At 51.0% G+C, this 24,585-nt stretch carries 31 protein-coding genes; 15 read left to right on the top strand and 16 right to left on the bottom strand.

Annotated features, from left to right (window positions below):
* The first annotated feature begins 65 nt into the window (after positions 1–65).
* Positions 66–1,364: a tRNA(Ile)(2)-agmatinylcytidine synthase gene (locus AArcSt2_RS02355; RefSeq protein WP_250582654.1), complete on the top strand. Its 1,299-nt coding sequence runs from the start codon at positions 66–68 to the stop codon at positions 1,362–1,364.
* A 7-nt stretch (positions 1,365–1,371) separates the two neighbouring features.
* Here the strand turns inward: AArcSt2_RS02355 and AArcSt2_RS02350 are convergent, their stop codons facing one another.
* Both AArcSt2_RS02350 and AArcSt2_RS02345 read right to left on the bottom strand, forming a co-directional pair.
* Positions 1,372–2,463, bottom strand: coding sequence for a pyridoxal-phosphate dependent enzyme (locus AArcSt2_RS02350; RefSeq protein ID WP_250582652.1), 1,092 nt, complete (start codon positions 2,461–2,463; stop codon positions 1,372–1,374).
* Positions 2,453–3,412, bottom strand: coding sequence for a succinylglutamate desuccinylase/aspartoacylase family protein (locus AArcSt2_RS02345; RefSeq protein WP_174652702.1), 960 nt, complete (start codon positions 3,410–3,412; stop codon positions 2,453–2,455). Before AArcSt2_RS02345 ends, AArcSt2_RS02350 begins: the two co-directional genes overlap by 11 nt.
* A 293-nt stretch (positions 3,413–3,705) precedes the next feature.
* Between AArcSt2_RS02345 and AArcSt2_RS02340 the strand changes: the two genes are divergently transcribed.
* Positions 3,706–4,011 carry a DUF7536 family protein gene (locus AArcSt2_RS02340; RefSeq protein WP_174652703.1) on the top strand — a complete coding sequence of 102 codons (306 nt, stop codon included), beginning with the start codon at positions 3,706–3,708 and terminating at the stop codon, positions 4,009–4,011.
* 24 nt (positions 4,012–4,035) lie between these two features.
* Here the strand turns inward: AArcSt2_RS02340 and AArcSt2_RS02335 are convergent, their stop codons facing one another.
* Together AArcSt2_RS02335 and AArcSt2_RS02330 are read right to left on the bottom strand one after the other, a co-directional pair.
* On the bottom strand, positions 4,036–4,311 hold the full coding sequence (locus AArcSt2_RS02335; protein ID WP_174654534.1) for a MarR family transcriptional regulator: 276 nt from the start codon (positions 4,309–4,311) through the stop codon (positions 4,036–4,038).
* A 91-nt stretch (positions 4,312–4,402) separates the two neighbouring features.
* Complete coding sequence (locus tag AArcSt2_RS02330) at positions 4,403–7,858, bottom strand: PAS domain S-box protein (RefSeq protein ID WP_250582649.1); 3,456 nt, start codon at positions 7,856–7,858, stop codon at positions 4,403–4,405.
* A 131-nt stretch (positions 7,859–7,989) separates the two neighbouring features.
* On the opposite strand from AArcSt2_RS02330, the gene AArcSt2_RS02325 reads away from it, so the two are divergent.
* A complete protein-coding gene (locus AArcSt2_RS02325; protein ID WP_174652705.1) occupies positions 7,990–8,307 on the top strand; it encodes an EMC6-like membrane protein in 318 nt (105 codons plus the stop codon).
* A 1-nt stretch (position 8,308) separates the two neighbouring features.
* The gene (locus AArcSt2_RS02320) at positions 8,309–10,144 is read left to right on the top strand and encodes a ribosome biogenesis/translation initiation ATPase RLI (RefSeq protein ID WP_174652706.1); all 1,836 of its coding nucleotides are present in this window, start codon (positions 8,309–8,311) and stop codon (positions 10,142–10,144) included.
* A 9-nt stretch (positions 10,145–10,153) separates the two neighbouring features.
* Here AArcSt2_RS02320 and AArcSt2_RS02315 read toward each other — a convergent pair whose 3' ends face one another.
* Positions 10,154–10,807 carry a phosphate ABC transporter permease gene (locus AArcSt2_RS02315; protein WP_250582647.1) on the bottom strand — a complete coding sequence of 218 codons (654 nt, stop codon included), beginning with the start codon at positions 10,805–10,807 and terminating at the stop codon, positions 10,154–10,156.
* A 174-nt stretch (positions 10,808–10,981) separates the two neighbouring features.
* Positions 10,982–11,503 (bottom strand): archaemetzincin family Zn-dependent metalloprotease, encoded by a 522-nt coding sequence (locus AArcSt2_RS02310; protein ID WP_174652708.1) that lies wholly within the window; start codon positions 11,501–11,503, stop codon positions 10,982–10,984.
* Between the two features lie 39 nt (positions 11,504–11,542).
* Between AArcSt2_RS02310 and AArcSt2_RS02305 the strand changes: the two genes are divergently transcribed.
* The 4 genes from AArcSt2_RS02305 to npdG all read left to right on the top strand — a co-directional run bounded on the left by AArcSt2_RS02305 (position 11,543) and on the right by npdG (position 13,825).
* Complete coding sequence (locus AArcSt2_RS02305; protein ID WP_174652709.1) at positions 11,543–11,950, top strand: UPF0146 family protein; 408 nt, start codon at positions 11,543–11,545, stop codon at positions 11,948–11,950.
* Positions 11,951–12,031: 81 nt separating this feature from the next.
* On the top strand, positions 12,032–12,898 hold the full coding sequence (locus AArcSt2_RS02300; protein WP_250582645.1) for a TIGR01548 family HAD-type hydrolase: 867 nt from the start codon (positions 12,032–12,034) through the stop codon (positions 12,896–12,898).
* A complete protein-coding gene (locus AArcSt2_RS02295; RefSeq protein WP_174652711.1) occupies positions 12,895–13,089 on the top strand; it encodes a DUF7534 family protein in 195 nt (64 codons plus the stop codon). The genes AArcSt2_RS02300 and AArcSt2_RS02295 overlap by 4 nt, the downstream gene beginning before the upstream one ends.
* Before the next feature lie 67 nt (positions 13,090–13,156).
* Positions 13,157–13,825, top strand: a complete 669-nt coding sequence (npdG, locus tag AArcSt2_RS02290) for an NADPH-dependent F420 reductase (RefSeq protein ID WP_250582643.1) — start codon at positions 13,157–13,159, stop codon at positions 13,823–13,825.
* Positions 13,826–13,862: 37 nt separating this feature from the next.
* Here the strand turns inward: npdG and AArcSt2_RS02285 are convergent, their stop codons facing one another.
* The 8 genes from AArcSt2_RS02285 to AArcSt2_RS02250 all read right to left on the bottom strand — a co-directional run bounded on the left by AArcSt2_RS02285 (position 13,863) and on the right by AArcSt2_RS02250 (position 19,946).
* Positions 13,863–14,441: a hypothetical protein gene (locus AArcSt2_RS02285; protein WP_250582641.1), complete on the bottom strand. Its 579-nt coding sequence runs from the start codon at positions 14,439–14,441 to the stop codon at positions 13,863–13,865.
* Between the two features lie 180 nt (positions 14,442–14,621).
* Entirely contained in the window at positions 14,622–15,290 is a 669-nt protein-coding gene (hisH, locus tag AArcSt2_RS02280; protein ID WP_250582639.1) for an imidazole glycerol phosphate synthase subunit HisH, read from the bottom strand.
* 88 nt (positions 15,291–15,378) lie between these two features.
* Positions 15,379–16,452, bottom strand: a complete 1,074-nt coding sequence (gene phnE / locus AArcSt2_RS02275; RefSeq protein ID WP_425493637.1) for a phosphonate ABC transporter, permease protein PhnE — start codon at positions 16,450–16,452, stop codon at positions 15,379–15,381.
* Complete coding sequence (locus AArcSt2_RS02270; RefSeq protein ID WP_174652715.1) at positions 16,449–17,237, bottom strand: phosphonate ABC transporter ATP-binding protein; 789 nt, start codon at positions 17,235–17,237, stop codon at positions 16,449–16,451. The genes phnE and AArcSt2_RS02270 overlap by 4 nt, the downstream gene beginning before the upstream one ends.
* A 39-nt stretch (positions 17,238–17,276) precedes the next feature.
* Positions 17,277–18,359: a phosphate/phosphite/phosphonate ABC transporter substrate-binding protein gene (locus AArcSt2_RS02265; protein WP_250582637.1), complete on the bottom strand. Its 1,083-nt coding sequence runs from the start codon at positions 18,357–18,359 to the stop codon at positions 17,277–17,279.
* Positions 18,360–18,549: 190 nt separating this feature from the next.
* Complete coding sequence (locus AArcSt2_RS02260; protein WP_250582635.1) at positions 18,550–19,155, bottom strand: uracil-DNA glycosylase; 606 nt, start codon at positions 19,153–19,155, stop codon at positions 18,550–18,552.
* A gap of 49 nt (positions 19,156–19,204) precedes the next feature.
* Positions 19,205–19,756 carry an endonuclease dU gene (locus AArcSt2_RS02255; protein WP_425493642.1) on the bottom strand — a complete coding sequence of 184 codons (552 nt, stop codon included), beginning with the start codon at positions 19,754–19,756 and terminating at the stop codon, positions 19,205–19,207.
* Positions 19,757–19,772: 16 nt separating this feature from the next.
* On the bottom strand, positions 19,773–19,946 hold the full coding sequence (locus AArcSt2_RS02250; RefSeq protein WP_174652718.1) for a DUF5786 family protein: 174 nt from the start codon (positions 19,944–19,946) through the stop codon (positions 19,773–19,775).
* 118 nt (positions 19,947–20,064) lie between these two features.
* Between AArcSt2_RS02250 and AArcSt2_RS02245 the strand changes: the two genes are divergently transcribed.
* Positions 20,065–20,691, top strand: a complete 627-nt coding sequence (locus tag AArcSt2_RS02245) for an MBL fold metallo-hydrolase (RefSeq protein ID WP_174652719.1) — start codon at positions 20,065–20,067, stop codon at positions 20,689–20,691.
* 49 nt (positions 20,692–20,740) lie between these two features.
* On the opposite strand, the gene AArcSt2_RS02240 is transcribed toward AArcSt2_RS02245, so the two are convergent.
* Together AArcSt2_RS02240 and trxA are read right to left on the bottom strand one after the other, a co-directional pair.
* On the bottom strand, positions 20,741–20,890 hold the full coding sequence (locus tag AArcSt2_RS02240) for a 50S ribosomal protein L40e (protein WP_174652720.1): 150 nt from the start codon (positions 20,888–20,890) through the stop codon (positions 20,741–20,743).
* Positions 20,891–20,952: 62 nt separating this feature from the next.
* A complete protein-coding gene (gene trxA / locus AArcSt2_RS02235) occupies positions 20,953–21,219 on the bottom strand; it encodes a thioredoxin (protein ID WP_174652721.1) in 267 nt (88 codons plus the stop codon).
* Positions 21,220–21,346: 127 nt separating this feature from the next.
* Here trxA and AArcSt2_RS02230 point away from each other — a divergent pair, with 127 nt between their 5' ends.
* From AArcSt2_RS02230 to AArcSt2_RS02205, 6 genes are all read left to right on the top strand, one after another.
* Positions 21,347–21,511, top strand: a complete 165-nt coding sequence (locus AArcSt2_RS02230; RefSeq protein WP_250582631.1) for a preprotein translocase subunit Sec61beta — start codon at positions 21,347–21,349, stop codon at positions 21,509–21,511.
* A gap of 105 nt (positions 21,512–21,616) precedes the next feature.
* Positions 21,617–22,282, top strand: coding sequence for a pyridoxal 5'-phosphate synthase glutaminase subunit PdxT (gene pdxT, locus AArcSt2_RS02225; RefSeq protein WP_250582629.1), 666 nt, complete (start codon positions 21,617–21,619; stop codon positions 22,280–22,282).
* Positions 22,279–22,587 (top strand): phosphoribosyl-ATP diphosphatase, encoded by a 309-nt coding sequence (gene hisE / locus AArcSt2_RS02220; RefSeq protein ID WP_174652724.1) that lies wholly within the window; start codon positions 22,279–22,281, stop codon positions 22,585–22,587. Before pdxT ends, hisE begins: the two co-directional genes overlap by 4 nt.
* Before the next feature lie 69 nt (positions 22,588–22,656).
* A complete protein-coding gene (gene pheA, locus AArcSt2_RS02215) occupies positions 22,657–23,469 on the top strand; it encodes a prephenate dehydratase (RefSeq protein ID WP_174652725.1) in 813 nt (270 codons plus the stop codon).
* A 71-nt stretch (positions 23,470–23,540) separates the two neighbouring features.
* Positions 23,541–23,981 (top strand): Hsp20/alpha crystallin family protein, encoded by a 441-nt coding sequence (locus tag AArcSt2_RS02210; protein WP_174652726.1) that lies wholly within the window; start codon positions 23,541–23,543, stop codon positions 23,979–23,981.
* Positions 23,982–24,121: 140 nt separating this feature from the next.
* A complete protein-coding gene (locus tag AArcSt2_RS02205) occupies positions 24,122–24,562 on the top strand; it encodes an Hsp20/alpha crystallin family protein (protein ID WP_343233284.1) in 441 nt (146 codons plus the stop codon).
* Positions 24,563–24,585 lie beyond the last annotated feature (23 nt).

Genomic DNA, 24,585 nt, shown 5'->3' with positions numbered 1-24,585 from the left:
CCAAGCCGGTTTTTACACTGTATTAAGTCGAAACCGGTTTTTATACCCAACAGGTATTGTCTCCAATGACGATTATTGGCCTCGATGACACCGATTCACGTGTTGACGGGATGTGTACGACGTATCTCGCGACACAGATCGGCCGCAAAATCGAGGCTGCAGGCCACGCTGTTGACAACTACCGTTTGGTTCGTTTGAATCCTGCGGTGAAACACAAAACACGAGGGAATGCTGCACTTGCGATCGAGACGGACTGTCCGGTATCGAAGGCCGCATCAGTTGCGAAGCCGTTGATCGATCGCACTGCGATCGACACGGATCCACGAACAAGCCCTGGGCTTGTCATCGCTCCCGTCTCCTCAGAAAACGTCCCTCCCGAAGTTGCATCATTCAGTCGCCAGGCAGTTCGTGAGATTCACGATATTGAGACCGCCATTTCGCTTGCAGACACATATGGATATGACCACTACGCATGGGCTGGAGCTGGCTGTACCGTCGCCGGTCGGGGCCGAATCGGAGCGCTTGCAGCGATCGGTGCTGGCGCTGCATTCGAGGAGTGGACATACGAACATATCTCTTACCGTGAGTTCGATCGATGTGGGACACCCCGGAACATCGCGTACGACTCCGTATTTGCTGCAGCCGATTCCGGCTACCCAACGGTCTGGGATACGGTCGATCGTGAGGAGAATCAAGCAGTGTGTGTTCCGAGTGCACCGGGACCCATCCTGCACGGTATTCGTGGAGATGATCCCAAAGCATGCCAACGCGTTGCTGCACAGATCGACAGCGAGCGAGTTGACTGTGCGACGATATTTGTAACGAACCAAGGGACCGACGCACATCTGACATCGATATCGGCTGGTTCGCTTACACATGGCCGTGGATATCTCCTCAGTGGTGTCGTTGAGTCACCACCGGAAACGAAAGAGGGCGGTCACGTGTTTTTTCATTTCGCAACTGAGGAGTCAATAGAGCCACAGTCACTCGTGTGTGCTGCGTTCGAGCCAACCAAACGGTTTCGAACCCACGTCCGAAACCTGCGCGTTGGTGATGCGTTAACGGTTTGTGGAGAGTTCACTGAGGGAACACTCAAATTAGAAAAGTTTGCCGTTCGATCGCTCAATCAAACTGCAGCTGTCACCCCGCCGTGTCCGGACTGCGATCGTCGAATGAAATCCGCCGGTCGAAACGCTGGCTATCGATGCCGAAAGTGCGGGACAACTGCTCCAGGAAAAATTGAAACGTCTGTCAATCGCGAACTCGAAACTGGGTGGTATGAAGTGCCCCCGTGTGCTCGACGGCATATCGCAAAGCCGCTTATTCGTGGTGGGTTCGACGCACGAACACACCCTGAAAAATAAGAGTACCCTATGTTTTGAGGCCGCTTCCGGTAAGTGGTACAACCACATCGTCGCTCGGGTTGACAACACCACGATTGCGATATTCGTCCAATGCGGCAGGAGCGATCGCACACGTTGGCTCAGTGTAGAACCCATGGCTATGTAGCTGGTCTAACGCATGTTCGACCGCGTCCTCAGAGAGTGCAATCGCATCACCATTCGTCTCTTCGATCGCTGCTTGAATCTCCTCGTGACGAACCGGCGATTTAATCTGAATTCCATCCGCAACGGTGTTTGTTCCAGCTGTGTCACCGTGTCGTTCGTCTGCGATCGGGGCATAGCCTGCTGCCTGTGCACCCAAGAGCCGTGGTATTGAATCGGTCCATCCTGCATCAACTAACGCTTTGAATCCGTAGTATGCCCCAAGGAACAGTGTCCCGTGCCCAAGCGGGAGGACGATCGCATCCGGGACATCCCATGATCGCTGGAGTGCAATCTCGTACGCGATCGTGGCGGTTCCTGTAAAGAATGCCGGGTTCCATGCATGGCTTGCGTACCATCCGTCACCGTTTTCAACCGCTTCAATACATGCATCAGTCACCGCCTGTCTGGAGCCTGAAACACGGATTGGTGTCGCACCTGCTCGCTTGATTGCTGTGAGTTTTGACTGTTTGGCAGACGCTGGAACGTAGATTTTCGCGTCAATCCCTGCTCGTGCGGCGTACGTCGCGATCGCTGCCCCTGCATTCCCTGAGGAATCCTCAATAACGGTCTCAACCCCGAGACTGGCTGCACGCGAAAGTGTCGTTGTTGCACCCCTATCTTTGAAACTCCCTGTTGGGAAGACGTACTCCAATTTAAATTCCACATTCCAGTATGGTGCATCCACAAGTGGTGTCATCCCCTCTCCAAGCGTGACTCGCGGTTGTTCTGGAATGAACTCCGAGAACGACCATAATCCATCTCGGGTATCGAACGACGCTGGGTCCGGTGTGTTTCCTGTTGGTAACGGTTGTTCTGAATATGTTAGTACGCCACCGCAGGAACACTGCCACCGATCGACATATTCGGCCCCACACGCAAGACAGGTGAGCGTTGCACGATCCATTTCAGTACTCATCAACGTTTGTTCCTACAGAACAGACATATTCACCGGTTGCGACCTGTGGAAGCCGTCGCGATCGCCAAAAGATGCCGCTACTATCTGCAGTTACTCGTGCTTTTAATTCACCAAATGTATCCGTCACCTCAAACAGTGTCTGTCCGGGTCTGATCTGTTCGCCCAGTTCACATGTGTAGTGCACAAGGCCACCCACGGGTGACCCGTACTGATCGAAGCCTTTTGCACGCGTTTGTGCTGAGAGCGATACATCTCCATCGAGAAAACCGTAGTATCGAAGCACATTGAATATGCCATCAACACCAATCTGAATGCTTTCTTCATCCCATCCGACGCAGCCACCCAACTCCGGGTCGATCGTCGGGATTCCATTATCTGGCCCGACACGAGCAAGCTGCCCATCAGGGCCTTTTTGATCGATCACGAATCCAGTGCCGAACACCTTTGCGAGTCGGAGACAGTCCCCATGCATTCGGTGTCGCTGACCGCACCGAACACGTGTTTCGTTAATCATCTGGCTCGTCGATCCCTGATGAAGGTCTAAAATAAGATCCGCAGTCTGTGCAGCATCATAGGTTGCTGCCGCGATTCGCTCGCTTGTTGAGCCGTTTTCATTTCCGGGATATGTTCGGTTTGTTTTCCGATCGTCGATCGGGTTCCGGTGTTCCCCAACTTGGAAGCCATGATAGTTGACAATCCCAACAATCAAAATTTCTCCAGTCAGCTCGGTGGGGTCTAGCTGCGGGACCACCTGCGTCAATACACCAAGCCCATTGAGTTCGTCTCCATCACTGACGGCTTGAATATAGAGTCGCCGTCCGTCTTCCGCCCCATTAATTACGGCAACTGGAAGCGCTGCAGGGGTCCCATCCCGCAGTTCGCCAACTGTCAGCCGCCCGGTATCTATCTCTCCGGGTGCCGCGCTTGCAGTGCCAAGCGTGAGAGTCATTATCTTGATGATGAACGCAGCAACCTTAGGCGGTTCGATCGGTACTTCCCATGCCGGTTTCTTTTGTTCTGAAACGCCGATTTCGGTCTTTCTTCGATACTGGACGGAAGGCCATTATCCGATGAGGGACAGCCGGCCGGAGACAGATGGTAATGTATCTGATGCATAGCGGTCGTTCCTCTCGCTCGATCGGAGCGGCATATTTTCTCGTCTTCGGACCGGTGTTCGAAGTGTACGCCCAAACTGCAAATAAATTCGGTGGCAATTTGAAGGCAGACTACTAACTATTGGCTGTGAGTAACGATGTCCCCGATCGTCCACCAACGGCGATCCTGATTAACGAGCTGTCCGTTCCACGGAACGCTGCAATAGGTGTTGCTATTGGACTGTTTGTTGGGGCGGTTCTCTACATTGTGCGCATATTCGAGCTGTTAGGCCCTGTGTCTGGAACACGTGAATACCCGGTTCTTGGGCCTGAAGGATGGTTCTTACTGCTTGCATTCGTGTTTGCAATGTCAACCGCCCTACTGGTAACAATTGTTTTGACTATTATTTCTGGCTATCGGCTCAATAAATCAATGCAAAACGTAGAAGAATAGCGCCTATTTACCGAACGTTGTGTTCTAATCTGCGGTGCAGGCTTCACTCTTCCCGCCAGTTGCGTCTGCCGCAGGGGTTAGCTGATAGAGATTCTGTCTTGCATCAGCAAAGTAGACATCTTCATCGACAATTCCAATACCTTCCAGCCGCTCGAGCGCGTACCGCACCGTACGTGCAGAAAGCATTGATTCTTCGACAATCCCCTTCTGCGTCAGTGGCCCGTTGTATTCGAGTACTTTGAAGACCAATTTTGCGCTTGGTGGGAGGTCGTCAAGACTCTCTTCTGTAGTTCCAGCCATCATTACGAATCGAAACAGTGCAACTGCATAAAGCTTGAGGAACTGTGCCGTGGTAGTGTCACACTTTCAATGCGACTCTCGCTGCAAACGGTTATTGGTCGCTGCGCTGAAGCGTTATTTCAATCCGCGTACCACCTGAATCAGGCAACACCCGGTGTAGTTTCCCACCTAAATCCTCAACGACCCATCGGACAAGCCATAATCCGAGTCCGCTTCCATGTTCTAGTTGTGTGATACTCGCCGCTCCAGATACAATATCCCACTCTGCATCTGGGAGCCCGGGACCTGTATCAGCAACGGAAACCATCACTTCCGCTTCTGATACTGTTGCAATTTCGATCGTGACTGCTGGTTCTTCTACTGTATGCTCTATTGCATTCTCTACAAGCGCCTCTATTGCAAGTGCAAGCCGATCGTCAGCGTACATCTCGACGTGCGGATCACCAATCGCAGTAAAAGACACGTCTGTTGAAACACTGTTGACTGTTTTTACTGCTACTGATAATAGCTCATCTGCAGTCACCGCGCGCTTTTTGTATGAATCTCGGTGAAGAACGTCTTCAATCTGTCTTGCAGTCTCACCTAACTCGATAAGATCCTGCGCAGTATCTTGCACGCGGGCAGCATATGACCGTTGCTGTGGATTATCGATTTCGTCTACGAGCTCGTTAGTGAACCCAACAATCACGTTGAGATCATTTCTAAGATTGTGACGGAGGACGCGATTGATGACTTTATGATACTGCTTTCTGCGTTTTAGATCGGTAATGTCGGTGTAGATCCCGAAACTTCGATCCTCACCGTTTGCAGTGTATGGTACATTTCGGAACAAGAAGTCAAATCGGCCATCTTGGGTTTCAATTCCGATCTCTTCGACGGTCTGCTCATCAAAGACCGACTCTGTCTCTCCAACGAGTCGTCGTAGCTTTTTGTCTGCAACAGCGGTAAGTGGGATCTCGGTATCAGTATGCTGTGCTGCAGTTGCAAACTGCTCATATGCGGTATTTGTCGACCGAACACGTAGCTCACCATCCTGAGCCGTCACCTCATCGATCGGGTCTGGAATATTCTCGAATAAGTATGTAAACCGATCGCGCTCAAAAGAGGCCTGTTGTTTCGCAGAAACAAGGTCTGAAATATCTGTTACGGATCCAACAACGCTGTCGCTTGTCATCTCCGAAGAAAGTGGTGATAGGTCTACACGCACTGGGAGTGTTTGTTCACCCGGCAGTAACAGATCAACCTCGTACGTTCGCGTCTCCGTTTTTGATAATCCTGCAACCCGTTGAACGACCGACTCCCACGTCTGGGCTGTTGGGGCTGTGAATATTTCTCCGAGTGTGGTTTCAGATAGCGTATCTCGATCCGCTCCAAACTGTTCGACAAGCGGTTTTGTTGCCCGGCCAATCTGCCCATCGGTGTCCGCAACAAATACCATATCGTTTACGGTTTTCATAACCGTCTCGTACTCACGGAGTTCCTGTTCCCGAAGGGCTCGATCAAGTGCTGCGCTTGCATTCGCAGCCAACAGCTCTGCAAACTGCACATCTGATGCGTTGAACGCATTCACTTCGCTTGATCCAAGGCTCACAACACCGTGCTCGCCAAGCGGGAGAACAAAACCGGAGCCGATCGGATCGTGGATTGTTGGCTCGCCAGACTGACTCATTTGCTGATGCAGTTCTGATTCACCAGTTGTGTAGACACGGCCAGCAATTCCATCACCTGGCTTATATGCAGGTCGCTCTGGCATCAGGTCTTTGGTCACTGTTGAGACCGCAATCGGTTCTAACAGCTCTGTTTCTGGATTGTACAGTCGTACGGCATTAAAATCGAAGTCCAGGATCTCTTCGACAGCACGAACAACAAGGTCACATACCTCCTGCTGGCTGTGTGCTCGCATCAGCGCGCGCGTTGACTGCAATAGGTTGTTGAGCTTTCGCTCTCGTTCTTTCCGTTCACTGATATCACGCAGTGTCCCAACCGTTCCGCGGAACGAACTCTTTGCAGGCATCAGTGTCATTCTGTCATCGCATGGGATCTGCTCTCCGTCTGCGGTTATGATATCCAGTTCTAATGCTGTTTCACGCGGCCATTCGCCTGTCTCTTGAAACTGTGCAACGAGTTCTCGAAGGGCGTCCTCGGCGGCACGTATTGTCTCCTCGCTTTTGATAATATCTACGTACGAACCCACAACTTCTGTTTCATCATATCCCGTTAGTGTTGTAAATGCCTCATTGACAAACGAAAATATTCCTTCCTCGTCAAGAACGTACACTCCATCACTAACCGTTTCAATGATGGTTTCATACCGCTCTAGCTCCTGTTCTCGTCGCTTCTCAGCTGTGATATCCGAAAAGAAGACTGATAATCCATCATCCGAGGGATATGCACTCACCTCAAACCACGTCTCGAGCGGATCAAAATACTCCTCGAATCGTGTGGATTGTTGATTCTCCATCGCATCGTGGTATTCCTGATAGAATGCACGGGTTGCCGCATCTGGGAATGCATCCCACACGTTGTCTCCAAGCAGGCTCTCTGCATCACATTGTAGCAGCGTTTCAGCTTGATCGTTAAGATATGTGAAGTGCCACTCGCCATCTAGGGCAAAGAACGCTTCATCCACCCGAGAAAGTACTTCCTCTGTCTCTTGTTTTGCCTCAGTAAGTGCATTTTCGCGCTGTTCTTGTTGGAGTTCGTATGCAACCCGATCGCCAATGACGTCTATGAGCGTCTCATCCCAATCAGTGAACTCTCGGCGCGTATCCGTCCGATCGAAAAAACAGAGTGTTCCATAGGTGGTGCCATCAGTCCGCAGCGGTGTCCCAATATACTGTGCGATATTGAATTCTGTTGCAGCTAACCGATCAGCAAGGTCAGGTGTCTCTGTCTCGATAGACCCGATACAGAGTGGCGCACCCTGTTCAAGCGTCCGCTCACAGTATGTTTCTGAGAGCGGGATGGAGAGCCCAGCAGGAATCTCATCCGTTATTCCGGAGACGTGTTCGACGGTGTACTGTGTCCCATCAATGTTTGCGAGGACACCATACTCCATCTGAAGATATTTACGACCGAGTCGAAGCAGCTCAGCAATCCGATCGTCGTATGACAGCGCTGCATTCGAGCTAACCGTGTGCAGTGCCTGCAGCGCGTGTTTCTGTTGGCTGTCCTCAACACAATCTTGTTGTTGTGCAGCCGTTGATCGAATGCGTGCACGGAGCACTGTTGGGTCTATAACCGATCGGTCGGTTTGATATACCTCGGTTGCACCTGCTTCGAGCACTACGGCTGCGTCTATCTCTGGAGAAATAACTGCAAGAATTGGTCTGTTTGGGAACCGCTTTTGCTGAGCAGAGAGCTGTGACAGGTCTGCGTTCGATTCAATACAAATAATAGTACAGTTTACTCTCGCAAACACGGTTTCTCTGTCTGCCGTTACAACTGTTAGTTCAGATTCGAGTGCGTCGATTGCATTTCGAAGTTCGTCAACTGCTGTCTGTTCGCCAACACACAGAACAGTTTTTATATTTTCAGCTGTGCCCACGGGGACCTTCCCTCATATATTTTAGATATGACTCAGATCATAGATATAAATTCCTTTGTTAATCTTTATGTGCACAATACTCTCGGAGCCAAGCCGAACGGCTTTTCATGACGGCTCTCAGAACTACGTACATGGCGACAGAGACGGCAGCCTCCGGTCTCTCCGATCACATGCGCGGAGTGACCATCACGACGATTGCCTGTTTATCAGGCGTCGCAGCCGGTCTCGCTTCTGCCGCGTTCGTTGGGACGGACCCTGCGGCTGCGGGCGATACCATTGCAGTCGTGATTATGGCCGCGTTCATTTTTGTGCAGTATCCAATCTACAAATTGGTTGGTGTTGATCTCACAGAGTTCGGCATCAAAGACAACCTCTTCGTGTCATTTATGACATTCACACTGTGGTTCATCACCTTCGCAATCCTCCTGACTTCGGAGGTTCAGCTGTAGGATGGCGGACGACAGTATCGCAGTTGTTGACCTCGATCGCTGCCAACCGGACCGCTGTAACTATGAGTGTGCAAAATACTGCCCACCGAATCGAACCGGAAAAGACTGTATTGTCACACGAGAGGAGTATTTCGAGGAGGGTGAACCCTTTGAGGGTGATCCCGCACAGATCCGTATCTCGGAAGATATCTGTCTCGGTGAGACATGTGGTATCTGCGTTGAAAAATGTCCGTTCGATGCGATCGAGATTATCAACCTGCCGCAAGAGCTGAACGAGGATCCTGTTCACCGCTACGGTGATAATGCGTTTGCACTGTATGGACTTCCAGTTCCAGAACCCGGGAAGGTTACAGGTATTCTTGGCCCGAACGGGATCGGTAAATCCACCGCAGTGAAAGCGCTTGCTGGAGAGATCACACCAAATCTTGGTATCTATGACGAAGATCCGAACTGGGACGCAGTGCTCGATCGGTTCCGTGGAACGGAGCTACAAAACTACATCAACAAGCTGATTGCAGACGACATCACGGTTGCCCGAAAGCCACAATACGTTGATCAGATTCCAAAACAATTCAGCGGTAATACACGAGAACTTCTTGAGCACACAGATGAACGTGGTGTGTTGGACGAACTTATCGATCGGCTCAATATCCGTCCAGTAATGGACCAAGACATTGACTCAATCTCCGGAGGAGAACTCCAGCGGGTTGCGATTGCAGCATGTTTGGCCCGAGATGCTGATTTCTATTTCCTTGATGAGATTACACCGTATCTCGATATCGGACAGCGAATGACTGCTGCGCGGCTTATTCAAGAACTGGCCGCAGATGAGGAGTCGGATCGATCGATGCTTGTCGTTGAGCACGACCTTGCTATCTTAGACCTACTTGCGGACACCCTACACGTGGCATATGGTGAACCGGGTGCATTCGGTGTTATCACGCCGCCAAAATCCGTCCGTAACGGGATCAACGAGTATCTAAAAGGCTACTTAACGAATGAGAATATGCGGATCCGCCAAGAGGCAATCACATTTGAGGAGCACGCCCCACGTGAATCCTTCACTGGCCAACCGCTCGTCGAGTATCCATCACTATCGAAATCCTACGGCGAGGGTGAGTTCTCTCTTGACGTCGAGGGCGGCCTTATTTATGAAAGCGAAGTTCTCGGCATTGTCGGTCCAAACGGAATCGGTAAATCGACCCTTGCAAAGCTCTTTACCGGTGCCTTAGAACCTGATGAGGGGTCTGTCGATTTTGAACTAGACATCTCATACAAGCCACAGTACATTGAAATCGACCAGCCGATGCGTGTCGATGCGTTCTTGTCAACAATCACCGACGAGTTTGGCTCCTCGTATTGGAACACCGAGGTTGCAAACCCACTCCAGCTCAACCGAATCATGGAGCAGAACCTCACGGACCTCTCCGGCGGTGAGCGCCAGCGTGTTGCGATCGCAGCGTGTCTCTCACAGGATGCGGACCTTTACCTGCTTGATGAGCCATCCGCACACCTTGACGTTGAACAGCGTGTCCAAGCGACAACCGCGATCCGACGCTACGCGGAAAACCACGATGCGACAGTCATGGTCATTGACCACGATATCTATATGATCGATCTGTTGGCCGATCGACTCATGGTCTTCGATGGCGAGCCTGCCCACCACGGTCATGCAACCCCACCACAAGGGATGCGTGATGGAATGAATGAGTTCCTTGCAGATCTTGATATTACCTTCCGCCGTGATGAACGAACAGGGCGTCCACGGATCAACAAACCGGAGAGTCAGAAAGATCAGTCACAGAAGCGATCGGGCGAATATTACTACTCAGTATAGCTGCTGTGTTTAGTCGCTTGCTTCTTTTTCACCGCGATTCCGTAGTGCACGTCCACCTGGAAGAATTTTGAGGAGCTTTGCGACGTATCCAAATTTGAATAACCCGAACTGAGTGAGCACCCCAAGGACAAAGAGTCCGACAAACACCGGTGCGGTTGGCTCGAAAAATAACGGCTCCATTGTTACATTCGCTTGTGCGGCCAACAGCTGCTCTGCAGTGATTGACTGCGACGCCAAAAGAGATCCCACAAATGCTGTGATGACGACCATCATTGTCTTCGTGAGAACCAATCCAAGCAGTGCTGAAAACATTGCAACAGCAACCGCGACACCGATCTCAACATACCATGCTCCGGTGACAAATAGCGGTACAACGACTGTTAATCCAACAAACAACCCAACAAGGAGAGAGATACCACCCACTGCGAACGAGAACAGCAGGCGAGTGAGCAAAACTCCCGCCACAATTCCACCAAGGACTGCGACGACGATCGCAACTGGTGAACCTAACCCTGCCGCCGCACCAACTGTTGGAGCAACAAGATAACCAGTTCCGCCACCGACCGCCATCCCCGTCACTGCAACGCCGTAGTTAGAGAGCGCCGCCCCAACGAATAGTAGCACTAACCCACCGAGTATCAGTGCGATCGAAATAGCATCCATCGTAGTTACCAGTTATCCATTACTCACATATAGTTTGTGTGCAGGATGCTCGCTCATCTATTCAGGAGCATCTCGTTGACACTGCCGTTTGAATTACGCTCCGAGACCACTGACAACCAGCAAACGCTAGAGACCTGTGTAATTCACACAATCATTTTATAAAACAGCGTCTTGTTACCGGATAAGCCGGCTACAACTGCCGCAAAGGTTCTCCTCTTTTACGTCGACTTCCCGAACAGTTGGCGAGAACGACATGACACATTTTGAGTTGTCACAGTGTTCGAGTCCGAACGTATGACCAATCTCGTGAACAACCTCTTTTCGAACTCGATCGGCGAAAACATCTGCCGCTGGCTTCGATGTGATGCCACCATCGGAGGAGGTTTGTAGCCGATATGTCGAAATGACAGATCCATTTCCGTTCAGATACGCAAGCCCAAATACGTAGTTTCGTCTTCGGTAGTAGAGGTCTTGAACGGTGATTCCAATATTTTTATCACCTGATCCGATACGACTGACAAGGTCAATAAACTCCTCTGCACGGTACTGGTTTCGACTTCTGTCGAACGCACCGTCAGGGATTGATTGGGTATCGTGGACCGTTACGTCCACGTCGTACACGGATCGGAGTGCCGCAGACGACTCCCGCTTGACTTGGGCGGGTACATCCCCGATCGGCACGATATCGACGAGCATGCAAACGAATATGAACGGCCGACTCTTAAGTTTCCCGCCGTGGGAATCCATTCACGTCGTGCGATTGTCGAATATCTGTCACAGTATAATCGGCTCTTGGAGGTTGGGATCGGCCGACGCACAGACGTCGCAGAGGGCCTCATCGAGGCAGGATGTACTGTCGTCGCCACTGATATCTATGATTTTGAGGTCCCCTCCCCGATCGAATTTCATCACGATGACCTTGTTGAACGAAGTACCGCATCTGAAATTCCCACATACTACGATGTCGATGTTTTGTATGCACTGAATCTTCCTGGTGAACTACACCGTCCGTTCTTGGTACTTGCCGACCGACTCGATGTACGGTGTTACTTTACGACACTTGGATTTGAGCCGCCAGAAGTAAATACCGAGCAGATAACACTTCCAGCATATCGGAGTCCACTCTACGTTGTTGTGCGATGAGTGTCCTTTCGACAGTCATTGTTCCAGTATTATGATGCCGGAGAGCAACCGTTTTGAGGGTACACGACAGAGAGTCGACCAATGCGTGCGGACACTGTTGTCTTAGATATTGATGGCGTCCTTGTAGATGTTGCTGACTCATATCGTCAGGCGATCGTTGACTCGATCGATAACGTGTATGGCGAAACAATCAACAAAGACGAGATTCAGTTGTTTAAAAATGCAGGTGGCTTTAACAACGACTGGGAGCTGACGTACGCGGCTGCACTGTATGTCCTTGCTGTTGATGAAGGCGCATCTGTGTCGATTGCAGCATTCACCGATTCGATACACACTGCCGGAGGTGGACTCACTGCCGCAGAATCTGTAACAGATACACTTGATGCAGACACTGCTGCAATTTTCGATCGCTGGGATCCAGAGCAACTCAGAGCTGTGTTCCAAGCACTGTACCTCGGCGCTGAACTCTACACAGAACTGGAGGGTGGTGAGCCACCAATCGAGACTGCGGGATTCATTCACGACGAGCCTGTTATTCTCTCTGCTGAGACCCGAGAGACGCTGACAGAAACATATAACATTGGTGTTGTCACAGGCCGCCCGCGATCGGAAGCACTGATCGCACTTGAACGGGTTGGCCTCGCAGTTGACTCGATGTACCGATTTACGATGGATGATTGGGAGCATGGAAAACCACATCCACATGCGCTTACAACGGTCGCCGATCGCTTCGGCAGCGAAGAGGTCGTTTTTGTTGGCGATACGCTTGATGATATTGAAACGGCAGTGAATGCTGCCAACGCCGATCCTGATCGAAGCTATGCTGGTGTTGGCGTCCTCACTGGTGGACTAACTGGTGAAGAGGGAACTGCCGCCTTCATTGACGCGGGCGCGAGAGCAGTACTGGACTCCGTAAACAATCTCCCTTCGGAGCTTGAGTCACCATGAGTCCGTTTCTCAAATTCCTTCTGCTCATGCTGGGGATCGACCTTGTCGGCTTTATTATTGCTGCAGGCATACCGGATCCGTCAATTCGACTCTACATCGTTGGGGGGACGCTTCTTGTTTCACCGCTTATCTCATTCTATGTTGTGTACGGAACCGAGCCTGACGCACTCATGAGCGCATTCGGAAAATAGGGGCCTCGATACCGGGGTCCTTCGCCGCTCGCGCAAGGCTTAGGGGGCAACCACACAGAGTATCTGTATGCGAATTGCACTACTTGGCGGTACTGGAGATATTGGTGAAGGACTTGCGCTTCGGTGGGCGTATCACACAAATCATGAAGTCCTAATCGGCTCTCGTGATGTCGAAAAAGCGCGAACAAAAGCTGGCGAGTATGAGACTGAACTCGACAGCCGTGGTGTTGATGTGAAAATTAAAGGGTTCGCAAACGAGATGGCTGCTGATCGAGCCAAAGTGATCGTTCTTGCGGTCCCACCATACCACGTTGCAGATACCGTCTCATCGATCGCTGATGTGCTCTCTGACGGTGATATTCTTGTCTCACCAGCAACCGGTATGAAACGAGACGAGGACGGATTCCACTACCACCGTCCAGGTGCTGGAAGCGTTACACAGCTTGCAGTTGATGCAGCCCCGGATGGCGTCTCTGTAATCGGGGCGTTCCACAACTTAGCAGCAGGCCGGCTTGCAAATTTAGATGCAGACCTTGGGATTGACACGTTGGTTGTTGGTGACGATGACGATGCAAAAGAGATTGTCTCTGATCTGGCTGAAGGAATCGATGGGCTCCGAGCCGTTGATGCAGGATCGATCGCAAACGCTGCCGAAGTGGAGTCTGTAACGCCGCTTCTCATCAATGTTGCAATGAACAATCCCGGCCTCCACGATCTCGGGATCGAATTTAAATAATTTATTCTATAATTATACGTGATTTAGTACAATTTTATTACTCTGCAACAAATTGTATCGTTGCTTCTCCGTTGAATTCGTTGATCCGGGTATCAAATTCGACTGTAATCAAGTGCGTCTCTCCCGTTCCAAGGGAGACTCCGCCTGACTCTGTTTGGTGTTTGTTCCCACCAACGATTCCATCCTCTGATTCGTTGCGTAAAATGAGTGGACCGTCAAGTGACCCTCCACCGATCATATCTCGGCCCTCATAAGCGTCAGCATTGGCAAGAATCTCACCATTGTGGTCTGCATTGACAAATAACGTTATATCTTGCGTCCCATTATTGGTAATTTTAAATAAGTCTTTGAACTGCGTGAATGCATTTTGATTGAGACGATCGAACGTGAGCTCAATCATTCCCTCACCATCATCAGTAATGCTAACATACTCGTTTACATCGCCCTCATAATCTTCGTTTGGGGCAAATGCGAGGTATGCTGATTTATCACCTGCAACTTCGACGGTAACCGAACGTTCTGCTTGCACCGTAGAAAATGCACCTGTTCCAGTTGCAGCGGTTGTGCCTGCAACAAGGGCTCCAAAGCCAACTAATAGCTTACGTCTACTGGTCATCAAATCATATCTTGCCCTCTGTCCTAATGGTATTGAGCCACGTGAAACAGTTCAGGATTGGCTTGAAATACATTTTACATGTTTTTCACATCTCTTAGATCGCTTCTCATCCCGACCTACTAAAATACTCTAATAAATACAGATCAAGACAATATCGATTGGCAACGGCCCCTATTCTATTTATTCCATACAGATCGTAACGAAGTTCTGTAGAATCTGTAATCCTGTCTCTCCGCTTTTTTCCGGGTGGAACTGTGTCCCAAACACGTTGCCCGCTTCGTTTGCAACGATCGCCGGGAACGTCGACTCATACTCGCTTGTGGCGACAACTGCATCCTCGGAGTCAGGGACTGCGTAGTATGAGTGGACAAAGTATGCATATTCACCGTCAATACCGTCTGCGATCGGATGGTCGCTGGTGACCGTCAGGTTGTTCCACCCCATGTGTGGTACCTTTAGATCGCCACTGAATCTGACGTTTGTCCCTGGGATGAAATTCAACCCCTCTACGTCACCTTCGCCCGCGTGAGCTGCCTCTTCGCTTGACCCAAGCAGCATCTGCATGCCAAGACAGATCCCAAACACTGGCTGGCCGCGATCGACTGCTGCTTCGAGTGCGTCACGGTATGGTCCTGCATTATCCATCCCTTCGCGGAAGGCCCCGACACCAGGGAGGACAATCCCATCCGCAGCTTCGAATACGGCTGGATCATCCGTGATTGTCACCGTTGCGCCGACCCGTTCGAGACCACGGGTAACGCTTCGGAGGTTTCCAAGCCCATAATCAACAACCACAATATCCGCCCCTGCGGTTTCAGTAGCCTCTGCTGTCGTAGACTGGTGACTCATATCTGTAGTTATGTGCAGCGGCGTCAAGTCGCTTGCTGTTTCGGCGGTTTTCCGATCGGTCGTAAGAAGAGGACCGCGAGTTGCGTTGTTATTTTAACATCGAGTTCGCCATCCGGTTCGGGAATCCAAAGATGAGCTCCCGCCAGCTTCGAACTTCTTCGTCCGATCGAAGTCGTGATCGGAGCCGTTGACTGAACAGCTCAACGCTGATAATCAGGATGAAGATACAGAACAGCGTTGCCATCATGTTTGTGAAGTTCAAAAGCCCTCGTTGGGACTCCACAACAAGGCCAAGTCCACCAGCACCGACAACACCGACGGTTACTGCGATCCGGACGTTGATCTCGAGGATATACAATGTCCACGCAATGAACGAAGTCTTCACTTGGCTTAACATCCCGAAAAAGACAATCTGTGGCTGGTTTGCACCTGTTGTCTGCATTGCCTCAATGGAGCCTTCTTCGATCTCTTCAAGCTCATCCACAAAGAGACGACCAAGATTACCGATCGTATCGAACGCAATTGCAAGCGTTGCTGAAGTCGGCCCAAGCCCAGCGAACGGAATGAAGATCAGCGTCCAAACAATCGCTGGAATTGCGCGGATGAACGACATCGTTCCACGGAAAATAAAATTGAATGGGAACGGCGTCACACGCTCGGAACCAAGCACGCCGAACATGAGTGCGATCGGGAACCCCAGAATGGTTCCCACGACACCCATTGCGAGCGTGATTCCAGCCTCTCCAAAGATCGAGAAGATGCCAAGCTCTTGGAAGAAGAACGTGTACAGCTGTGGAGGCCAATTAAACAGTAGGCCACCAATCTCTGGATTGTACAGTAGTTCTTCTCGACGGATGAATGCAAGGTACTGCCCAACGTCGAGGAATGGAATAAACCCAAAGACAAACGTAATCGGGAAGAACTCCCGAAGCGATCCAACAAAGTATGCGATACGTACATCGCCACCGAGTAACTCTGTGGCAGACATTCCCTGGATCAGTACAAATAGAATAAATCCAAGCAATCCTGCCCAGCCAATCGCCCGTCTTCGTCTCGTCTCCCGAATTTTCTCAAACTGACGGTTTACCTCTGCACTTGCGTTTTCCAATCGAGTTGGTGACTCTGTCCCACCGTCGGTTTCCACCCGCTCGTCTCGGCTCACGGTGTCGCCTCCTGATCGGAATCAGCCACTGTACGATCGGTATCTTGTGTGATGAACATACCTTCAGTGTCGATATCGCCGTAAATCTCGTCGATCGCATCGATTGTGAGTTCATCAAGATAGCCGTCGAACACTTTCTTTCCATTTTGAAGCCCGATGAACCGTTCACCAAACTTTCGTGCAATGTTCACTTGATGGAGGCTGATAAATGTCGACAATCCCTTATCTTTTGAAGCAGTTTTAAGATATTGCATTACATCCTGCGCACTGCCAGGATCCAGGCTTGCTACCGGCTCGTCCGCAAGAAGTACGTTCGGCTCTTGGACAAGTGCCCGTGCAATCCCCACGCGCTGTTGCTGCCCACCGCTCATTCTGCGTGCTTTCTGCTGTGCTTCTTCAAGCAATCCAACGGTATCAAGCGCCTCAAGTGCTTGTTGCTTTTCGGATTTGTCTTGCAGCTGAAGCACACTTTCGAGGAAACCCGACCTGTTAATACCGCCTGAGAGGGCGTTTGAATATGCAGTCATATCTCCAACAATGTTGTGCTGTTGGAAGATCATGGCAACCTCTGGCCGCGGGGCAGTCATCGGTCGTCCATCAATACGTACCTCACCTTCTGTCGGTGTTGTAAGCCCGCTCATACATCGGAGGAGCGTTGATTTACCCGACCCGGAGACGCCAAGAATTATGACGAACTCTCCTGCCGGAACTTCAAACGAAACGTCATCAAGGGCAACGGTGTCGCCGAAACGCTTCGTGAGCCCATCAATTTCAATCCTGCTCATAATATAGAGTTCTACAAATAGACGTGGATGGTGCTGTTATTAGAGTTCCTCGAAATCGAGACCGAGCTCGTTTGCGAGGTCGCTGATTGGTGCGTAATCACTGTGGTCTGCTGGCTCAATCCCGTCGAACCATAGCTCGTGATCTGCAAATGTCGATAGTTGTTCTTGTTCTTCTTCGGTTAGTTCATCTTCATCTTTGTCGAGGATCTCTGGATCCATACTGAGATCTTCTGCGAGCGCAACTGGATCGTGCTGGAATGCGTCTGACTCTGCCTCGTGCATGAGGTCCTCAAGTTCGTATCGAAGGTCCTCATCCCAATCGGCGTTGACGACGATCGGTGCACGCGGGATCGGGTCAGATACGGCGAGCAGTTTGAGTTCTGGATCTCGTGAGCCAGCACCATCGTACTCCGCGGAGATATCTGCGAAGTCTTCGGAAAGCTCATCGAACTGCTCTTGTGGGACGTGCGGTGCAGTTGAGAATGCACCGGTTCCTGCTGCCATAATGTCCGGATCCTGGACCAACTGCTCACGAGCGGTGTCGTGATCTGATGGACGCCAGTCGAAGTCGTTTGGACTTCCGTCTGGTGCACCGCCAACATCGAGTCCTGCTTGGCTGAGCATAAGCATTGGTGCAAGCGTCCCTGAAACGGAAGTTGCACCCGCGGTTGCAATCGTCTCACCTTCGAGCTCTTCCAAACTGTCGATTCCGCTGTCAACTGTCGTTGTGATTAGCGAGTAGTACAGTTCGGATCCAAACGCCAGTCGCATTCCGACAACATCGATATCGTCCGGAATCTGTGCAACAGCACCCGGGGAGGTGTCTGCAAACATTCGATCGTTTTCATCCGCACGCTGGAGCGCTTGGACGGTTGCCGCGTAGTCTGCGGTTTCCTGTCCTTCGATCGTCACTCCAGTCTCTGCCTCCAAGTAGTTGAAGAGCGGTCGGTACTGGGTCGCGATATCGACTGCCTCTTCTGCTGGGTTCATAACCCACGTGATTGTGGTCTCATCGTCGTCTGAAGAGCCCATACAACCTGCAAGTGCGAGTGTTGCACCTGCCCCCGCTGCGGTCAAAAAGTTACGTCTTGAGTGTCCGAATGTGGCACGTTTGTCCGTCATTCGTTTAGGACTCTGAAGCCATAGTGAATAATGTTTCGTAATCGTACTATATAGAAATACAAAACTATATATAATAAACCATCTCTTCGCTGTTACCCGTTTAATTGGCTTGAGATGGCTGGTTTTGATTGTTCTGGATAGTGTAAACTAGTAGCATTCTCTACGATAGCATAGATTTTTAATAAACTCTTTAGAACTCACCAAGTCGGGATTGTCCGTTTCCGGTCTGTTCTGACGTTGTCGATTGTGCGATTTCTACTGCTTTCGTAATAGTCTCTGTGAATGTTTTACGTTGGCTTCGATCGTACAATGTTGCTGCGGGATGCACCGAAATTAACAGTGGATACGTTTGCTCGCCAATCCGGACATCGACGAACGAGCCTGCTTCTTTTGTCACCGCAACCGATCGACCGAGTACATGCTGGCTTGGAACTTTCCCAAGCGTCACAATGAGTTCGGGATCGACCGTCTGGATCTCTCCGTCGAGATACTCACGGCAGTTTGAGAGCTCTTCGGTTTGTGGGTCACGGTTCTCCGGCGGCCGACAGCGCACGCAGTTGGTAATCCGAACCTCATCACGAAGTACCCCTGCATCGATGAGCGCATCCGTAAGTACGGTTCCCGATCGACCAACGAAGGGTTCTCCCTGTGCATCCTCATTTGCGCCCGGGCCTTCGCCAATAAAAAGGATGTCTGCATCCTCCGGCCCAACACCGTTTACGATCTGTGTTCGAGAGTCGACAAGCGCAGGGCACCGCTCGCAGTCTGTGACACAAATCCCATCGAACGTACTCATATCTCTAGTGATGTGAGCCGGCGATAAAGTACCGTGGTTGTGCGTTGGATTATTCGATCGCCCGTCGATGTGCACGAGCCATCATCCGTGCGACTCGGATCGGCTCCGGTCTCCCACCTGTAGGCGCAAACCGCCTGCTAACCTGCGTTGCGGTCTCCATGTTGATACCCGCAAATCGAAGAAACAGTGTTTCGTCACCAATTGTCCTTTCAATCCGATCGGGTAGCTTCCGATACTGATCGAGTCGCTGTTGCTTCTCGATACCATCGAACTCACGATCGATCGCGGCTGTAAGACCATCACTCTCTTCGAACGACACCGAAATCGTTGGTGTCTTGGTCACTGTTGAAACGTGTTCGATATCGATAATATTGAACCACGCGGGCGCGATCCCAGAGAGGAGTATCCATCGTACATCTGGTCGTGCTAGCTGCGTAACCAACCGGACAACGGCGGCTGTTGCGTCTGTACCACCGACCGTACAGGTTTCAAAAATAGCGCCATCGACGACTCGATCAGCACGGACAACAACACCACACAGATAGCTTCGCTTGGGGCCATCAGAGGCAGCAATCCCAAGCGCACGACTCCCCGACTTAATCTGCGTCACAGCCACCTCAGTCTTTCATTTCTTTCAGTCGATCCAACAGTTCGTCGTTCGAGGCACCCATCTCGAAGTCCATATCTCCTTCGTGGACGCTCTCGCCAGTTTCCACCCCTTCTTCGTCTTCAAAATCGGTATTGAACTCCTGATTCTCCTGTTCGGACTCGTCGTAACTTCCGAACCCCATACAGTATATAATAACATGCTGGACGTGAAAAATCCAGTGTGTGATATGTTTATATGAATGGTTCAGTTTCTTTTGCCGCCCACCGTATGCTTTTGCCATGAGAATCTAAAGGGTAGATATGGAACCGATCAATGTCACCGCAGATGCCCCATCGTTTACGTGCAATGCATATCTCCTTGACGGCGAGGTAACTGCACTAATTGACGCTGGCTCAATGGATGGCGTTGTTGATGCCATCAAAGAGCATGTCGACGCCGTGGACGTGCTTGCACTGACCCATCAGCACACCGACCACGTTGGCGAGATTGATGCTGTTGTTGATGCATTCGATCCTGCAGTTTATTCGTATGACTCACACCCACTCCAGACACACGGGATTGAAGATGGAGATACGATCGAACTGGGCGATGAGACGTTTGAGGTTGTCTATACACCGGGACATGCGACAGATCATGTCTCGTTCGTCGGTGAAACGGTGCTGTTCAGCGGCGATGTTGTTGTTTATAATGACGGTGCCTTCGAGGATGGCAGTTTTGGGCGTACCGATATGTCGGGACAATCGCGCGAGCGATTGATCGAGAGCCTTCGAATTCTTCTTGACCGCCTCCCGGCGTCTATTACAACGCTCTGCGCAGGTCACGGTGACGTGTTCCACACAGACCCTGACGGTGACTCTGTTCGAGATGTTGTTGAGCGAGCGCTCGGACGTGCAGAGCGCCGAGAGCCAAAGTACCCGAACGAGTGAGAGAGGTCTCTCGTGCGGGCTGCTGTCAAATAAAAATCGGAGTGGGTGTTTAGACCGCGCGGCGTTCTTTTGCTTTTGGTCGAAGGCGTGCGTAGCCACACTTGCGGCAGCTTTTTGCGCGCGGTGCATTGCGTGCGTTACAGCGCATACAGATCTGTCGATCGAGTGTCCGTTTTTCAGCGTGCTTGTTACTCGGCATACACGCTACTATCGGGGGTTTCCGTATAACGCTTGCGAGAACTGCTCAGTAGAGTTGCGTACTTATGCGCCAGCGGCTTGCAGTGCTTCTTCGATATCTTCGCGCTGTGTCACACCAACGAATCGATCGACAACGCCATCATCGTTCTCGATGACGAGCGTTGGGAGCGATCGAACCTGATACTGGTTTGCAATGTCTTGTTCTTGATCGACGTCTACCTTCTCGAATTCGACGTCTTCGTAATCCGCTTCAAGCTCTTCGAGAATTGGGTCTTGCGTTTTACACGGGCCACACCAGTCGGCGTAGAAATCTTTGAGTCGAACAGTCATGAGTCTGTACAGTGGATTACTGAGCGTTGTTCATAAGGATTTCTTCACCAGCTAATCGTGTTGTTCATGTTCAGTATCAAATACCTAAGCCGAAACGTTTAGATTCCCCACGAACAGAGGAGACAATATGAGCAGTGGACAAAACTCCGGCGGGCTGATGTCCAGCGCAGGGCTGGTTCGATACTTCGATGCCGAGGACCGAAACGCAATCGCGATTAATCCAAAAACGGTGATGGCGTTCTGTGTTCTCTTTGGCGTCTTTATCCAGCTTTTGAGCTTGACGATCGCATAACATCCGTTTCATCCGCCGTCCATATTCGTTATACCCTGCCCATTCCAGAAGCGATAGCTGCTGGTGAACGCGGCCTTTTTCCACGTCTACCACTCAGTATCGGTAATGACGGCTGAAACTTCGAGCGGGACAGATGCCGACCTTCGTGCTGGTGTTATTGCTGTCCAAGGAAATGTTAGCGAACACGCCGCCGCAATCAAACGCGCCGCCTTTGAAAACGGCTTCTCAGTGATCGTCGAGCAGATTCGACAGGCTGGGGTTGTTCCGAACTGCGATCTGCTACTGCTACCTGGTGGTGAGTCAACAACGATCTCGCGACTTCTCAAGCGTGAGGGCATCGATGCAGAGATTAAACAGCATGTTGCTGCTGGTAAGCCAATCCTTGCAACGTGTGCTGGATTGATTGTTTCCTCGAGTGACGCAAAAGACGATCGCGTTACAACGCTTGATATTCTTGATGTGACCGTCGATCGAAACGCATTCGGTAGACAGAAAGATAGCTTTGAGGCACCGCTGTCGATCGACGGTATTGATGATCCGGAGACGCCGTTTCCTGCGGTCTTCATCCGTGCACCACTTATCGACGCTATCGGAGATGATGTTTCGGTGCTTGCATGGTGGGACGAAAATCCTGTTGCTGTCCGACAGGGGCCTGTGCTTGCAACCTCGTTTCATCCTGAGTTGACACCAGATGATCGACTGCACCGGCTTGCATTCTTTGCTGAGGAAATCATAACTGATTCGCCAGTGCATCCGGAAACAGACGTATGACCAACAACGGAGATACGCAACAGGAGGTTCTGGATGAGCTGTTTGCAACGATCGAATCACGGAAATCCGAACTCCCTGAAGGTTCGTACACGACGAAACTATTCACCCATGAGAAAGGCGAAAACTACGTTCTTGAAAAGCTTGGCGAGGAAACAACGGAGCTCATTCTGGCTGCCAAAGATGACGACAGAGAGGAACTGCAGTATGAGGCCGCAGATCTTCTCTACCATCTCCTTGTCTTGCTATCGATGAAAGACCTCGACGTCGATGATCTGCGTGAAGAGCTTGCATCTCGGTTCGGTTGAACTGATATTCGTGAGCGAAACCTGTTAGGGGCGACGCGTTTTTCACGCCGACGGATCAATATCGCGGCAATGGATGCCGTAACTCTTGGCCCTGCTGGAACCTATTCCCACCGTGCGGCCAGTGCTGTTGCTGATAACGTATCGTTCAGAGAGTCCGTCACTGCGATCGTGCAAGCGGTTGCTGATGGCTCATTTGAACGCGGTGTTGTGCCGATCGAGAACTCGATCGAAGGAAGCGTTACTGAGAGCCTCGACGCACTCTCGGAGTATGACGTAAGCGTTGTCTCCGAGATTGTGACTCCGATCCGTCACGCACTGCTTGCACAGTCTGGCAACTTCGAGACGATCGCCAGCCACTCACAAGCGCTTGCACAGTGTCGAAGCTATCTTGAGGCGGAGTATCCAACGATTCGCCAAGAGGCTGTTGCAAGCACCGCTCGTGGTGTCGAGCGGGCACGAAACGATCCAACGGTCGCTGGCATTGGACACCCCGACAACGCTACAAATGGGAAAGCGCTCCAAGTGATTGCGGAAGACATCCAAGATCAAAGCTCAAACGTTACTCGATTTTTGGTCGTTGCCCCTGCATCGGAGCGATCGGACGCTGGTGGTAAAACGACAATTATTGTGTATCCAAACGTGAACTACCCAGGACTTCTCCTCGAACTGCTTGAGGCATTTGCGAACAGAAATATCAACCTGTCACGTATCGAGTCGCGTCCAAGCGGTGAGCGGCTTGGTGACTACCTGTTCCATCTTGACGCGGAAGGTGGTCTCTATGAAGGCCGCACCCAAGAGGCGATCGCAGAAATCGAAGATATTGCAGATGAAGGATGGGTTCGTGTGCTCGGTTCATACGACACTCGCCATGTACTCTACTGAGTGCTGTTATTGAATACTGTTCTCTTTGTGGCGACAAGATTGAATAGTCTGCCGACCAAACTGTAATCTGTATGCCAGACAAACGTGATCCATTCCGTGAACTCGATGAGTTCCTTGAACGAATGAACGAACAGTTCGGTGGTATCGGACGATCGTTCGACACCGGCATCCGATCGGATATCCGTGTCGATGTTGCAGATCACGGCGAAGATATTGTTGTGACTGCGGACCTTCCAGGGTTTGATCGCGACGATATTGAAGTTCGACTTGATAATGGAACGCTCGTAATTGATGCGGTGTCGGAAGTTAGCGATGAGAGTGAAGAAGAAGATGACGGTATCACGTACCACCGGCGTGAACGACAACAGCGATCTGTGAGCCGTCGACTTGGACTTCCAACAGAGGTTGTTGGCGAGGATACTGCAGCCGCATATAACAACGGCGTTCTGACTGTTACGCTTCCAAAGCAGGCACCTGAAGCGGCAAGCGGAAAACGTATCGATATTGAGTAATCGCCAAAATTCACCCTCTCTTCAGTATCTTTTAAGCCGATAAAACCGCGTTATACGCTCTCTAGTGTGCGAATTGTTATTCACAATCCTATACTATTTAAGCTCTCAGCAGTCGAATGTATATGCGGTGAATTAATCCTATGATGCGACGCTCAGCACCGTTTGATGAGATTGAACAGTTCTTCGAACGCATGAGCAGAAACTTCGAGCAGATGGGTGTCTCCCCTACAAGTTGGAACACCATCGATATCGATATCGCCGATTACGACACAGAGTATGTTGTGATGGCGGATGTCCCTGGTTTTGACCGTGAGCACATCGATCTTCGCCTTGATGATGACATGCTCACCATCCGTGCAACGCGAGACCATACTGATGAATCCGAGGGCCACAGCGAAACTGGCCTCTACCTCCAGCGTGAGCGTCACGCTGAGACGCTCAACCGCCGTATCCGTCTCCCTGAGCCGATCGACGCCGAGACGACAACTGCAAACTACACAAACGGCGTGCTCACAGTGACGATCCCAAAACTCGCTGTCGAAGAAGACGAAGATAGCGGTCACCGCATCGACATCAGCTAATCGCTGTTGACGAACTGCTCAGT

The organism is Natronocalculus amylovorans (assembly GCF_023638035.1).
GTDB classification, from domain to species: domain Archaea; phylum Halobacteriota; class Halobacteria; order Halobacteriales; family Haloferacaceae; genus Natronocalculus; species Natronocalculus amylovorans.
This window is presented reverse-complemented; position numbering and strand designations above follow the sequence as displayed.